We start from the raw sequence: 12,447 nt of genomic DNA on the forward strand, positions 1-12,447 counted from the left end.
CAGACCGGCTTCCCCTGGAACTCAGTGCGTATCAGGCGGATTGGAGCACGCAGAGTGACACGCCGTCAAGGCATGGGGGCGGGGTGCGCGGCGGCTGCGCGGGGTACGTCTGGCGGGACCGGAACGTCTCCGGTAGCGTCCTGGGCTGCCACTTGGGGGAACCCGGTGAGAATCCGGGGCTGACGCGCAGCGGTAGTGGGACGGCTGGAGGCCGTTCCGAGCCCGAATGCCCGAGCGGCGACGCACCACAGGAAGCCGGTCCACGCGTTCGGGCGGCCAGCCTGCCCGTTGTGCTGCCTCCCTGGGGAGCCCGCGGGCCCGGTCGGCGCGCCCCTCATCCCAGGAGCAGGCCATGTCCCGACCCTCGATCTCACGTCGCCTCGCGTTCACGGCGACCGCCGCAGTCGGGGCGCTCTGTCTGAGCGTCCTGCCGGCCGCGGCCACTGCCACGCCGGCCCAGATCGCCACGTCGAAGACGAACGGTGTCGCGTATCTCAAATCCCTCCAGGCGGCGGACGGTTCCTACGCCTCGGCGGGGCTGTCCAACGAATGGGCGTTCAGCGCACTCGCCTCGGCCGGCACCGCCGCGGTCGACGTCACACCGGGCGGCGACACCACGAAGAACGCGAGATCCGTCTACCGCGCACTGCTCGCCACGGCGGGCTGGCCGTCCGCGGCACCGGTGGTCAGCGACTACGAACGCGCCACCCTCAACGCGTACGCGGCCGGTATCGACCCGGCCCGGGTCTCCGCCTCACGCAATCTGATCGGTGACATCTACGGCTACTGGCAGACGGCCGAACCGGGTTACTTCGGTCCCTCGGCGAACTTCAACGGGACGGTCTTCGCCGCGCTCGCCCTCGGTGGCGCCAGGACTCAGGCGGGGACGCAGCGCGTGCCCGAGTCCCTGCGCGACTCCCTCGTCACCCGTCTCCGCGCCAACCAGCACGACGACGGTGGCTGGAACTTCAGCAAGGCCGAGGGCGACCCGGCCGCGCTCGCCGCCACGAGCGACATCGACATGACCGGCGCCGCGATGGCCGCGCTCTGCGTCTCCGGGGTCGCGAACACCGACACCGGCATCTCCCGGGCCAAGGCGTTCCTCAAGAGCAAGCTGGTACCGGGCAGCGGCGCGTTCAACGCCATGTTCGGCATCAACACCGACTCCAACGGCTGGGCCGTCTCCGGACTCAACGCCTGCGGCATCAACCCGCAGACCGGCGACTTCCTCACCTCCGCGGGCAAGACCCCCGTCGACTTCCTGATAGCCCAGCAGTTCAGCCCCGGCGGCGGCTTCAAGTACCTGCCCGGTGACACCACCCCATCCGCCTACGCGTCCATCGACGGACTGCGTGCCGTCGCGGGCGGCGGTTTCACCGCGGCTCCCCCGGTCCCGGTCACCAGCGGCGCACCCCGGTGGGCGGCGCAGGGCACCTTCGCCTCCGGCACTGCCACGAAGCTGGCCCTGACGGTTGACGGCGGCGCGGGAGGCCTGAAGGTCTGCTCCGTCGCGTTCACGCCCACCGGCACCACGACCACCCTCGGCACGGTTCTGGACTCGGCCGCCACCACGGCCACCCCGTCCGGCTGTGTGAGCGGCGTGACGCCCTCCTCGGGAACGGGCACGGTCACCGCCGTCAACGGCAAGTCCAACAGCGGGTCGAACTCCTGGAAGGTCAGCATCGACGGTTCGGCCTTCGCCGGAGCTGCCCGCGGGAAGGTGATCAACGCGGGTGACACGGTCGCCCTGCGCTGGGGCGCCTGACCTCACACCACGGGTGGGCACCGCGACGAGTCCCCGCTCGTACCGGGAGACCTCCTCGACGATTCGGTCCGACGACGTGACGCACGCACACATACGACGTCAACTCATCGCGCATCAGTCCCCGTTCGGGTGACATGCGGCATGTTGAGGGAATCGCGCGGGGGTCCGGGGCAGCCTCCGGGCGACGAATCGTGGAAGGGGAAGTCGTGGAAGTGCCACCCGAGTACGGGCGCGCCATCAGTGAGGGTCCGACCCCGGCGGACGCCGCTGGTGCACCGGCCCTGCCATACCCGAGCGGCTGGTCCGCGCTGGCCTTCTCGCACGAGCTGCGGCCGGGCAGAGTGCTGACCCGGCCGCTGGCGGGCCAGGACGTGGTGCTGTACCGGCTGGGGAGCGGAGCGGTCCGGGCCATCCGCCCGTACTGTCCGCACCTCGGCGCCCACCTCGGCCTGGCCAAGCTCGACGGGGACGAACTCACCTGCCCCTTCCACTCCTTCGCGTTCGGCGCCGACGGCACCTGCGTGCGTACGGGATACGGCACCCCACCGCCTCGTTCCACCTTGACGCAACTGCCCGTGCACGAGGTCAACGGTGCCGTCTTCGTCTGGCGCCACCACGACGGCCGTGCTCCCGACTGGCTGATCCCCCGCTGGCACGAGATCGGCCACCGGCCCGCCCGCACGGCCGCCTGGGAGCTGGCCGGAAACGTCCAGGAGGTCATCGAGAACTCGGTGGACCTCGGGCACTTCGCCACCCTGCACGGCTGGGCCAAGGCCGAGATCGGCGGGCCGGTGGTGTACGACGACGCCGCGTTCCACGTATCCATGCGCGCCCATGAGACGGCACCGCTCCTGGGCGGGTTCACCGTCGATGTGGAGGTGGACGGGTACGGGCTCGGCTGTCTTCATGCCGACGTGCACACACCTCGCCTCGGTCTGCGGATGTGCACGATGGTGATGCCGACGGCGATCGCGCCCAACCGGATGCAGTTCCGGCAGTTGAACCGCATCGCCTTCGCCGAGCCGGGCCGGCTGCCACCCCCGCTCGCGCGGGCGGTCAGCCGTGTCGCCGCCCGGCTGCTGGACCGCGCCATCTTCCGGTCCAGTTGCGAGTTCACGGCAGCGGACTTCCCGATCTGGCATCACAAGCAGTACCTGCAACCGCCCCGGCTGGCCTCCGGCGACGGCCCGATCGGCCCGTTCCGGCGCTGGGCCCGGCGGTTCTACCCGCAGCCGGCCACTGGGGATTTGGTGGCGCGGGTCAACCACAGCGAGGGAGGCGGCGGAGCCTTGCTGCCCTGACGGCCTCGACTCGCCGGCTCTCCGACTCCGCAACTCCTCTGAGGCCGGAACCGGCGGGCCGGGGATTCTCATCCGCGCAGGCGGAGGTACGCCTCCAGCTCCGCGGCCCCGGTCAGCATCGCCCGTCCCCGGGCGGACAGCCGGCCGCGCCAGTCCACCAGCGCGGCCTCCAGTGGCTCCGGCCCGCCGGCCGCCCGTACCTGGGCGATCAGCGGGGCGATCTGCTCCAGCGGGTAGCCGCCCCGCCTCAGTTGGTGAGCCAGCCGGGCGTCCCGCACATCGGCCTCGTCGTAGACGCGGTACCCGGTCAGCGGGTCGCGGCGCGGGCTCACCAGCCCGGCCCCCTCCCATTTGCGCAGCGTCGCGGGCCGGATGCCGAGCATTCCCGCGAGCGGCCCGATGAACGTACCGCCGGACCCGGGGACCGCGGCCGGTTCGGAGCCCGTACCGGGCTCGGACGCCGTAATGGGCTCCAGGTCACGGAGGGCGCTCTCCACGGCCTGGAGGGTGCGGCGGTCGTCGAGGAGCTGAGCGTGGCTCTCGTCGATGAGGTGGAGCGCCTCATCGACCGCGCCCTCGTTCACCGCCCGCATGACCGACGTCGCCATCCGGTGGCCGTGGCCGGGCACCAGGGCGAGAAATGCGCTCAGGGCGCCCGCGTGCAGCGGGGTATAGGTGCGGTAGCCGTGGGCTGTGCGACCGGCGGCCGGAAGGATGCCGGCCTCCTCGTAGTTCCTGACCGCCTGCGTGGACAGACCGTGCCCGCGCGCCAGATCGACCGGCCTGAGCCGCCCATCGTTTTGAAGGTTCTGCCTCATGGTCCTGCCAATATCGCGGGAAAGTCTCAACCGAAGGTTCAACGATACCGTTGAAGGCATGGCTACTGACTTCAAGGACATCACCCATGCCGTCGAGGCCTCCGCCGTCATGAAGCTGCTCCCGGCCCGGCCTCGGCTGCTCGCTCTGGGCGAGCCCACCCATGGCGAGGACGCGCTGCTCGACGTGCGCAACGAGCTCTTCCGCCAGCTCGTCGAGCAGGAGGGCTACCGGACGGTCGCGATCGAGAGTGACTGCGTGATGGGCCTGGTCGTGGACGGCTACGTCACCTCGGGCACGGGCACTCTCGACGAGGCCATGGAGCACGGATTCAGCCACGGCTGGGGCGCCTCAGCCGCCAACCGCGAGCTCGTGCGCTGGATGCGCGCCCACAACGAAGGCCTGCCCGAGTCCGAGCGGATCCGCTTCGCCGGTTTCGACGGCCCGCTGGAGATCACCGGCGCCGCGAGCCCCCGGACGGCCCTCACCGCGCTCCACGGCTATCTCTCGGACCGGGTGGACCCGGCGCTGCTCCCCTGCACCGCGGAAGCGCTCGACCGCCTGCTCGGCGCGGACGCCCGCTGGACCGACCCCGCCGCGATGACGGACCCGGCCCGGTCCGTCGGGCAGTCGGACGAGGCCAGGGAGCTGCGGCTGCTCGCCGACGATCTGTTGGCGCTGCTCGACGCGCAGACACCGCACCTGATCACGGCGACCTCGTGGCACGGCTGGGACCGGGCACGCCTGTACGGGCGCACCGCCACCGGGCTGCTGCGGTACCACTTCTGGATGGCGGACACCTCACCGAGCCGCATGACGTGGCTGGTGAGCCTGCGGGATTCGATGATGGCGGCCAATCTGCTCGCCCTCGCCGAACGGGGCCCGGCACTGGTCCACGCCCACAACGGGCATCTCCAGCGGGCCAGGAGCACGATGCGGATGGGCGGCCTGCCGCTGGAGTGGTGGAGCGCCGGCGCGCTCGTGAGCGCCCGCCTCGGTGAGGGGTACGCCTTCCTGGCCACGGCCCTCGGCACGATCCGGCACCAGGGGGTGGGCACCCCGCCGCCGGACACCGTCGAAGGGCTCCTGTACGCGCTCCCGGACGACCGCTGCGTGGTCGATGTCCCCCGGCTGGCCGACGCCTTCGGCGACACGCGACCCGGCCCTCGGGTGTCTCCCTACTACGGCTACGCCCCACTTGACCCGGCCCACCTGGCAGGAGTCGACGGGATGGTCTTCGTCAAGGACGTCCCGCAGAGCTAGGGTCTTTCGTTTGGATCATGCTGGGCTCGCGTGGTCCGGCACGCACGGACCACGCGAGCCGTTTCCCTGTCCCGGCTCGCGGACGACGAGGCCGCGTGACAGCCCCTCACCGTCCCGGAGTCAGGCGGGGAGCCGCTCCAGCAGCCCGGCGAAATCCGTGCCGGGCGCGAGGGTGCCGAACGCCAGACCCCGGTCCCCGTCCAGCCGGGACGCGCAGAACGCGTCGGCGACGGCGGACGGCGCGTGCCGGACGAGGAGGGAGCCCTGAAGCACGAGCGCGGCGCGCTCGATGAGACGGCGGGCGCGCAGCGGGGCGTCCTCGGTCAGGACGAGTTCGCCGCGCAGCGTCTGCCAGGCCGCGTCCAGTCGCCGGTCGGCGCCCGAGGCCGCCTCGATCTCGCTGCGGAAGGCGTCGAAGGCCTCGGGCTCGCGCGCCAGCGCCCGCAGCAGGTCGAGGGCGTTCACATTGCCCGAGCCCTCCCAGATTCCGTTGAGCGGAGCCTCCCGGTAGAGACGGGGCATCCCTGATGCTTCGTCATAACCGTTGCCGCCCAGGCATTCCAGCGCCTCGGCCACCGCGGCGGGCTGCCGCTTGCACACCCAGTACTTGCCGACGGCGGTGGCGAGCCGCAGGAACGCGCGCTCCCCGGCGTCGCCCCGCTGGGCCCGGTCGGCGGCGCCGGCCAGGCGCAGCGCGAGCGTGGTGGCGGCCTCGGACTCCACGGAGAGGTCGCCGATCACGTTGCGCATCAGGGGCTGGTCGATCAGTTTGGCACCGAACACCGCTCGGTGGCGTACGTGGTGGGCGGCCTGGGCGAGTGCGGCGCGGGTGCCGGCCGCGGAGCCTAGGACGCAGTCCAGGCGGGTCATGGTCACCATGTCGATGATGGTGCGTACGCCCTTGCCCTCGGTGCCGACGAGCCAGGCCACCGTGTCGTCGAACTCGGGTTCACTGCTGGCGTTGGCACGGTTGCCGAGCTTGTCCTTGAGCCGCTGGATGCGGAAGGTGTTACGGCTGCCGTCCGGCAGTACGCGCGGCACGAGGAAGCAGGAGAGCCCGCCGGGAGCCTGGGCGAGCACGAGGAACAGGTCGTTCATCGGTGCGCTGGTGAACCACTTGTGTCCGCGCAGCCGCCAGGTCCCGTCGGCCGCCTCGGTGGCCGTGGTGGTGTTGGCGCGTACGTCGGTGCCGCCCTGCTTCTCGGTCATGCCCATCCCGGCGAGCAGCCCGCGCTTGTCGGCGGGGGTACGCAGCCCGGCCTCGTAGACCCGGCTCGTGAGCAGGGGTTCGTACGTCTTGGCCAGGTCGGGTGAGTGGCGCAGCGCCGGGACGACCGCGTACGTCATGGAGACGGGGCACAGGTGTCCCGGCTCCAGCGTCGTCATCAGCATGAAGCCCGCGGCTCGGGCCACATGGGCGCCCGGCCGCTCGTCGGCCCATGCCGCGCCTGCCAGGCCCGCGCCCACCGAGGTGTCCATGAGGTGGTGGTAGGCGGGGTGGAACTCGACCTCGTCGACACGGTGACCGTAGCGGTCGTGCGTACGCAGCACGGGTTCGTGGTGATTGGCCTGGTCGGCCCACTCCTGGGCCTCCTCGCTGCCGACGAGACGGCCGAGGCGGTGGATGTCGTCGGTGTGCCACTCCGCTCCCTCCCGGCGTACGCCCTCCAGCAGGACCGCGTCCTCGGCGACGTCGTGACCGGTCAATGGCGGCGGCTGGTTGGTCACTTCGTGCGTCAGGGCGGTGGGGTGGCTGCGGGGCGATTCGGTCGCGGGCACGGGATTCCTCCGGGTGGAAGGGAACGGGATTCGGGGAAAGCGGCCGGGAACGGAAGTCGGGGACGGGCGGCTGGGGCGCTTGGACCGGGTCAGGGCTGCCGGGCGGCGGCGGGCGGGGCGCCCGCGCAGCGCAGCGCCATGGCGACGAGTTCGGCGAGGAGTTCCTCCGCGGCCCTCTCGTCGCCGGTGCCGAGCGGTTCGACGAGCACCTCGCCGATCGCCCCGGTGAGCGCGGCGGCGGTGATCTCGCCGTTCTGGGCGGGCAGCAGGCCGTCCTCGATGCCCTCGTGGACGACCTGGGCGAACAGGGCGCGGTAGCGGCGGCGGAAGTCGAGGCGTTCGGCGCCTACCGCCGGCTCGGCCGGGGCGGCGAGGAGCGCGTGGGCCAGCCCGCGGTTCTCCAGGGCGCGGCGGGCGAAGACCTCGACGCCGCGGCCGATCCGCTCGACGGGGTCTCCCGGCCCCTGGAGCACTTCGCCCAGTACGTCGACCTCGCGTCCGGCGGCGCGCCGGAACACCTCGACGGCCAGTGCCGTCTTGGACGCGAAGTGCTGGTAGACGGAACCGGCGGCGATGCCCGCCGAGTCCGCGACGGCGGTCACGGACGTCTGCGCCCAGCCCACTTCGGTGACCACCGAGGTGGCACAGGCGACGAGGTGCTCCCTGGCGGCTTCGAGCCGGCCGATCTCGGCCGGGGTCTTGCGGTAGGCCATAGAAGAAGTGAACCACCATTCAGAGTTTCCCGCCATGGCCGGCACCACCGGCACGGCTCGACAGGGGAACCCATGGGGCTCGGAACGCTGCCCGACAGCGCGGTCCGCCCGGCCGGCGGCAACGAAGCGGTAGGTCCACCCGAGCGGTGTTGGACCTCCCGCGGGTTCAACGGCAGGCCGCTCCCGGTCGGCGCCATCTCAGGGCTTGTCGGGCTTTGGGCGGAACTCTCCCAGGTGCGGCGATTCGGCCACACCTGGCACCCCGAAGCCGTCCGTCCAGACTTGTCAGGAGGCCTCGGAGCGGGATCAGGGGGCCTTGGAGCGGGATCAGCCGGCCTCGCAGCCCCTTGATGACAAGGGCGCCCAGGTGTACCGGACGCGCACGCCCTGGTCGCGGAGCCAGGCGGCCTCGCGGTGCCGGAGTTCGCGCGCGGACTCCGGGGCGATGGCGCTGGGCCAGCGGACGAGTACCGCAGTGACGTCGCCCGTCTGCGCCAGCTGTCTCACCCGCCGCCACCCTCTGCGCCGGGCCGGGTCCGGCTCACCGAACGTGTCGGTGACGACCTCGGCGATCGTCATTCCGCGCTCCTCCGCGAACGCGCGGCCCTCCGCCTGCGCGCGCTGCGTGGCTCCCCCGGGCGCACTCCGGGCTCGGTCGGCGCATACGTACAGCACGACGGGAGAAGCGGTTTCACCGTGGGGAGTCATGTGCGCCCTCTGTAGACGGATCGAGGAGGAGGGGTTCCGCCCCGCGAAGGGGACGTGGCGGGGCCGTGGCGTCAGGAGTGTGCCGTCAACTCCGCCCAGACGACCTTGCCTTCGGCCCGCGTCGAGCGTGCGGAGCCCCAGCTTTCCGCGAGTTGCGCGACGAGGAACAGGCCCCGCCCGCTCTCCTCGCCGGGGCCGGCGCGGTGCTCGGGCGGGCGGACCGGGGTGCTGCCCTCGTCATGAAGTTCGATGCGCAGGCGTCGCTCGTCGCTGGTCAGCACGAGGCCGCACAGGACGCGACTGCCGCCGGTGTGGAGTACAGCGTTCGTGGTCAGCTCGGAGACCAGCAGCACCGCGTCACAGCATGTGTCGCCGGGCAGCTTCCAGGCACAGAGCCGGTCGCGCACGGTGTCGCGGGCCGCTCTCACGCTGGTACGCAGGGCGGGCAGGCCGAACCAGTACTCCCGGCGCGGCACGGTCCCGACTAAGGCGGGGGGCGAGAACGGGGCCGAGGGCGTGGACAGAGTCACGGATGTCGCCTTCCAGCGCCTTCCGGGGGGCGGGGCGCGGTGGGGGGATGCGGGGCTGCGGCGAGAGGCGTGTGCCGAGGCAAGCGCCCGGCGGTGGGGTGCCGACGACGTCATCGACATCACGCGCCTTCCCCGGACCGGATCCTGCGTCATTGCTGTGACTTGACCGCTCACACGTCCACTATGCGCGTGAGAGAGCTCACGCTGCAACCGACTCCCTGATAATTTCAGCAGCGCGGGTATCAGTCTGGCGTCAACATCAAATCGCTGTAAGAATGCTGATGTTGACGGTTCCTCAGGAGGTTGGGCGTGAGCGAAGCCCGTTCCAGCACCAGCGCGCCAACAGTCCTGCGCATGATCCTCGGCCGTCGGCTGCAGGATATTCGGCTCGGGGCCGGTGCCTCACTGGAGGACGCGGCAAAGGCACTGCGCGTGCAGACGCTGACGGTCCGCCGGCTGGAGAAGGCGGAGGTCGCGCTGAAGCCTCTCTACGTGGAGAAGCTCCTGGAGACCTTCGGCGCGGACCGCCAGGAGATCGACGAGTTCGTCGACCTGGCCGAGCAGGCCAACAAGCCCGGCTGGTGGCACTCCTACCGCGATGCAGTCCCCGGCTGGTTCACGGCCTACGTCAGCCTGGAGTCCGGCGCCAAGACCCTGCGCACATATGAACCCCAGTACGTCACGGGGCTTCTGCAGACCCCCGACTACGCGCACGCGGTGCTGCGCGGCGGGATACCGAACGGCAGCGAGGAGGAGCTCGCACGCCGTGTGGAGCTGCGGCTGCGCCGCCAGAGCCTGCTGGAGCGGGAGGACGCCCCCACGTTGTGGGTGGTCATGGAGGAAGCCGTACTGCACCGGGTGGTGGGCGGCCCGCACGTGATGCGAGAGCAGATCGAGCGACTCCTTGACGTCTCCGAGCTCGTGCACGTCAGCCTCGACATCGTGCCCTTCACCGCGGGCGCGCATGTCGGAGCGTGTGCCCCGTTCACGTATTTCCGGTTCGAGGAACCCGAATTACCCGACATCGTCTACAGCGAACTCTTGTCCGCCTCGGTCTACCTGGACCAGCGCGCGGACGTCGTCTCCCATCTTGAGGCACATTCCCGCATGGCGCTGCTGACCTCGTCCGAGGACAGCACAGCGCTCTTGAACCGCATGCGTAAGGAGTACTCATGACGATCACCGACGAGGGCGTCTACAACGGCATGCCGGCCTGCGATCTCGGGGAACAGGGCTGGGAGCGTCCCTGGAGCGGGCCGAACGGCGGGCAGTGCGTCGAGGCGAAACAGCTCGCAGACGGGCGCGTGGCCGTACGCCAGTCCACCGACCCCGCCGGGCCGGCGCTGATCTACACGCCGCAGGAGATCGCCGCGTTCGTCCGAGGGGTCAAAGAGGGCCTGGCCGATCACTTGGCCGCCGGGTGATCCGACGGCGAGCAGAAGGGACGACGACACCGGTCCCGTCCCCGGCCTGCGGGCCGACAGACACGCGCATCAAGGGGAGCACATGACCACCAGGCAGGCCGGCCGCGGTCTCGACACGAGCAAGGCGCACTCGGCCCGGATGTACGACTACTTCCTCGGCGGCAAGGACCACTTCGAGATCGACAAGGAAGCGGCCCTGGTCGCCGCCCAGGCCCACCCCGGCATCTACGTGACCGCACGTGAGAACCGGGCGTTCATGCACCGGGCCACCCGGGTCCTGGCGCAGGAGCACGGCATCCGCCAGTGGCTCGACATCGGCACGGGCATACCGACCGAGCCCAACCTGCACCAGGTCGCCCAGTCCGTCGCGCGCGACGCCCGCGTCGTGTACGCGGACAACGACCCGCTGGTCCTCAAGTACGCCGAACGCCTCATGCGCAGCACGACACAGGGACGCACGACCTACGTCGAGGGCGACGTCACCGACCCCGATGCGCTGATGAACTCCGTGGAGGACTCGGGGATCCTGGACTTCGACCAGCCCATCGCCCTCTCCCTCAACGCGCTCATGCACTTCATCACCGACCCGCACGACCCGTACGCCATCGTCCGCCGGCTGCTCGACCCGCTCCCGGCGGGCAGCGCCCTGGCCATGAACCACTGCACGCCCGATTTCGACCCCCCCACCTGGAACAAGGTCGCGGAGGTCTACACGAAGTCCGGCTCCCCGGTGCAGTTCCGTTCGCACAGCGACGTCCGTCGCTTCTTCGACGGACTCGACCTGGTCGACCCCGGCATCTGCTGCTGCCACCGCTGGCGGTCCGCCGAACCCGCCGCGCACGGGGCGCAGATCCCGGACGCCCAGATCAGCCTGCTGGCAGGCGTGGGCATCAAGCGCTAGCCGGAGCGCGGCGCGCACTTCCGCACCCCGGCCGCGAGTGTCCGGTTGCCGCGACGGGCGGCCGCCGAGAGCCGATCGGGGCGGCGGTGCACGGCCTGTCGCCCGCTGTTCGGAAGCTCCTCGCGCGGAGAGACAGGGATGCGCGCGCTCTTCACCAACGACGCCGCACTGATGTCCGGAGCAGGCCCTCTGTCAGCCGTCGGCTCCGGAAGTCCTTCGGGGGTTGACTCCGGAGGTGGGGGGCAGGCGCGTCGGTTCCGAGGTCGACGTCTGTGTCGGATTCTCGCCGGAAGACGGGAGGCAGTCGATGTTTGACTGCGTCCATGACCATCACACAGCCGGACAATGCCCGCGTCTTCCGCTCCCTGCACACTCCGACCGCCCCCCTCGCGCTCGCCAACGCCTGGGACGTTGCGAGCGCTCGCGTCATCGAGGCCGCGGGTGCCTCCGCGATCGCCACGACCAGTGCCGGCGCCGCCTGGTCACTGGGTTCTCCGGACGGCGACGTCCTTACCCGGGACCGGGCGCTGGAACTGATTCGACGAATCGTCACCGCCGTCGCGGTTCCGGTCACCGCTGACATCGAGGGCGGGTACGGCAAGGACGCCGCCGGTGTTGCCGAAACCGTCGCCGGGGTGCTCGCGGCGGGCGCCGTAGGCGTCAACATCGAGGACGGCACCCGACCCCCGACAGAGCTGACGGCGCGGTTGGCCGCGGCCCGGCAGACCGTTGACCGGGCAGGCGCGGACCTGTTTCTCAACGCCCGTATCGACACCTTCCTGTTCGGGCTCGGTGCCCCGGACAGCCGCCTGAAGGAAACCCTGTCCCGGGCGCACATGTACGTCGATGCGGGTGCGGACGGCATCTTCGTCCCCGGCATCACCGACACCGCCACCATCGCGGCGCTGGCCAGGGACATCCCCGTACCGCTGAACGTCATGGCCGGCCCCGGCGCCCCGACCGTTGCCGAGCTCGGCACCCTCGGCGTGGCTCGCGTCAGCCTCGGCTCGGGCGTGGCACAGGTCGCCTACGCTGCCGCCCGCCGCACCGCGGAGGAGCTCTTCGGCACCGGCGGCTACGACTCCCTCGGTGAAGGCATGGCCTTCCCGGAACTCAACGCGCTGTTCTCCAAGTCCCATTGACCCTGGACGAGTCGGTCGGTACGGCCGCGCGGGCCATCGTGCCCGAGCCGCGTGGCAGGGTGTGTGGCGCGCCGGCGCGCGGGGGCGGCAGGCCGCCCATGCCCG

12 protein-coding genes and 1 riboswitch are annotated in these 12,447 nt (G+C 71.2%); of the genes, 7 read left to right on the forward strand and 5 right to left on the reverse strand.

The features are described 5' to 3' along the window. The first annotated feature begins 155 nt into the window (after nt 1–155). A riboswitch (cobalamin riboswitch) is annotated at nt 156–232 on the forward strand. Between the two features lie 120 nt (nt 233–352). Together ACZ6S6_RS10845 and ACZ6S6_RS10850 are read left to right on the forward strand one after the other, a co-directional pair. Next, complete coding sequence (locus ACZ6S6_RS10845; protein ID WP_469704908.1) at nt 353–1,765, forward strand: hypothetical protein; 1,413 nt, start codon at nt 353–355, stop codon at nt 1,763–1,765. 206 nt (nt 1,766–1,971) lie between these two features. Further along, a complete protein-coding gene (locus ACZ6S6_RS10850; RefSeq protein WP_469704910.1) occupies nt 1,972–3,066 on the forward strand; it encodes a Rieske 2Fe-2S domain-containing protein in 1,095 nt (364 codons plus the stop codon). Nucleotides 3,067–3,134: 68 nt separating this feature from the next. On the opposite strand, the gene ACZ6S6_RS10855 is transcribed toward ACZ6S6_RS10850, so the two are convergent. Continuing rightward, a complete protein-coding gene (locus tag ACZ6S6_RS10855; protein ID WP_469704912.1) occupies nt 3,135–3,884 on the reverse strand; it encodes a TioE family transcriptional regulator in 750 nt (249 codons plus the stop codon). A 58-nt stretch (nt 3,885–3,942) separates the two neighbouring features. On the opposite strand from ACZ6S6_RS10855, the gene ACZ6S6_RS10860 reads away from it, so the two are divergent. Next, nucleotides 3,943–5,145, forward strand: coding sequence for an erythromycin esterase family protein (locus tag ACZ6S6_RS10860; protein WP_469704914.1), 1,203 nt, complete (start codon nt 3,943–3,945; stop codon nt 5,143–5,145). 120 nt (nt 5,146–5,265) lie between these two features. On the opposite strand, the gene ACZ6S6_RS10865 is transcribed toward ACZ6S6_RS10860, so the two are convergent. From ACZ6S6_RS10865 to ACZ6S6_RS10880, 4 genes are all read right to left on the reverse strand, one after another. Then, entirely contained in the window at nt 5,266–6,924 is a 1,659-nt protein-coding gene (locus tag ACZ6S6_RS10865) for an acyl-CoA dehydrogenase family protein (protein ID WP_469704917.1), read from the reverse strand. Between the two features lie 89 nt (nt 6,925–7,013). Continuing rightward, on the reverse strand, nt 7,014–7,637 hold the full coding sequence (locus ACZ6S6_RS10870; RefSeq protein WP_362963088.1) for a TetR/AcrR family transcriptional regulator: 624 nt from the start codon (nt 7,635–7,637) through the stop codon (nt 7,014–7,016). A gap of 327 nt (nt 7,638–7,964) precedes the next feature. Beyond that, complete coding sequence (locus ACZ6S6_RS10875; protein ID WP_362963090.1) at nt 7,965–8,216, reverse strand: hypothetical protein; 252 nt, start codon at nt 8,214–8,216, stop codon at nt 7,965–7,967. Nucleotides 8,217–8,416: 200 nt separating this feature from the next. After that, a complete protein-coding gene (locus ACZ6S6_RS10880) occupies nt 8,417–8,875 on the reverse strand; it encodes an ATP-binding protein (protein ID WP_362963092.1) in 459 nt (152 codons plus the stop codon). Nucleotides 8,876–9,184: 309 nt separating this feature from the next. On the opposite strand from ACZ6S6_RS10880, the gene ACZ6S6_RS10885 reads away from it, so the two are divergent. The 4 genes from ACZ6S6_RS10885 (at nt 9,185) to ACZ6S6_RS10900 (ending at nt 12,342) form a co-directional block, all read left to right on the forward strand. Beyond that, a complete protein-coding gene (locus ACZ6S6_RS10885) occupies nt 9,185–10,051 on the forward strand; it encodes a helix-turn-helix domain-containing protein (protein WP_362963094.1) in 867 nt (288 codons plus the stop codon). Then, the gene (locus tag ACZ6S6_RS10890) at nt 10,048–10,299 is read left to right on the forward strand and encodes a DUF397 domain-containing protein (RefSeq protein WP_362963096.1); all 252 of its coding nucleotides are present in this window, start codon (nt 10,048–10,050) and stop codon (nt 10,297–10,299) included. The genes ACZ6S6_RS10885 and ACZ6S6_RS10890 overlap by 4 nt, the downstream gene beginning before the upstream one ends. Before the next feature lie 82 nt (nt 10,300–10,381). Beyond that, nucleotides 10,382–11,200, forward strand: coding sequence for an SAM-dependent methyltransferase (locus ACZ6S6_RS10895; RefSeq protein ID WP_469704921.1), 819 nt, complete (start codon nt 10,382–10,384; stop codon nt 11,198–11,200). Nucleotides 11,201–11,523: 323 nt separating this feature from the next. Beyond that, nucleotides 11,524–12,342 carry an isocitrate lyase/PEP mutase family protein gene (locus ACZ6S6_RS10900; RefSeq protein WP_469704923.1) on the forward strand — a complete coding sequence of 273 codons (819 nt, stop codon included), beginning with the start codon at nt 11,524–11,526 and terminating at the stop codon, nt 12,340–12,342. The last annotated feature ends 105 nt before the right edge of the window (nt 12,343–12,447 follow it).

The organism is Streptomyces sp. NPDC048671 (assembly GCF_055587045.1).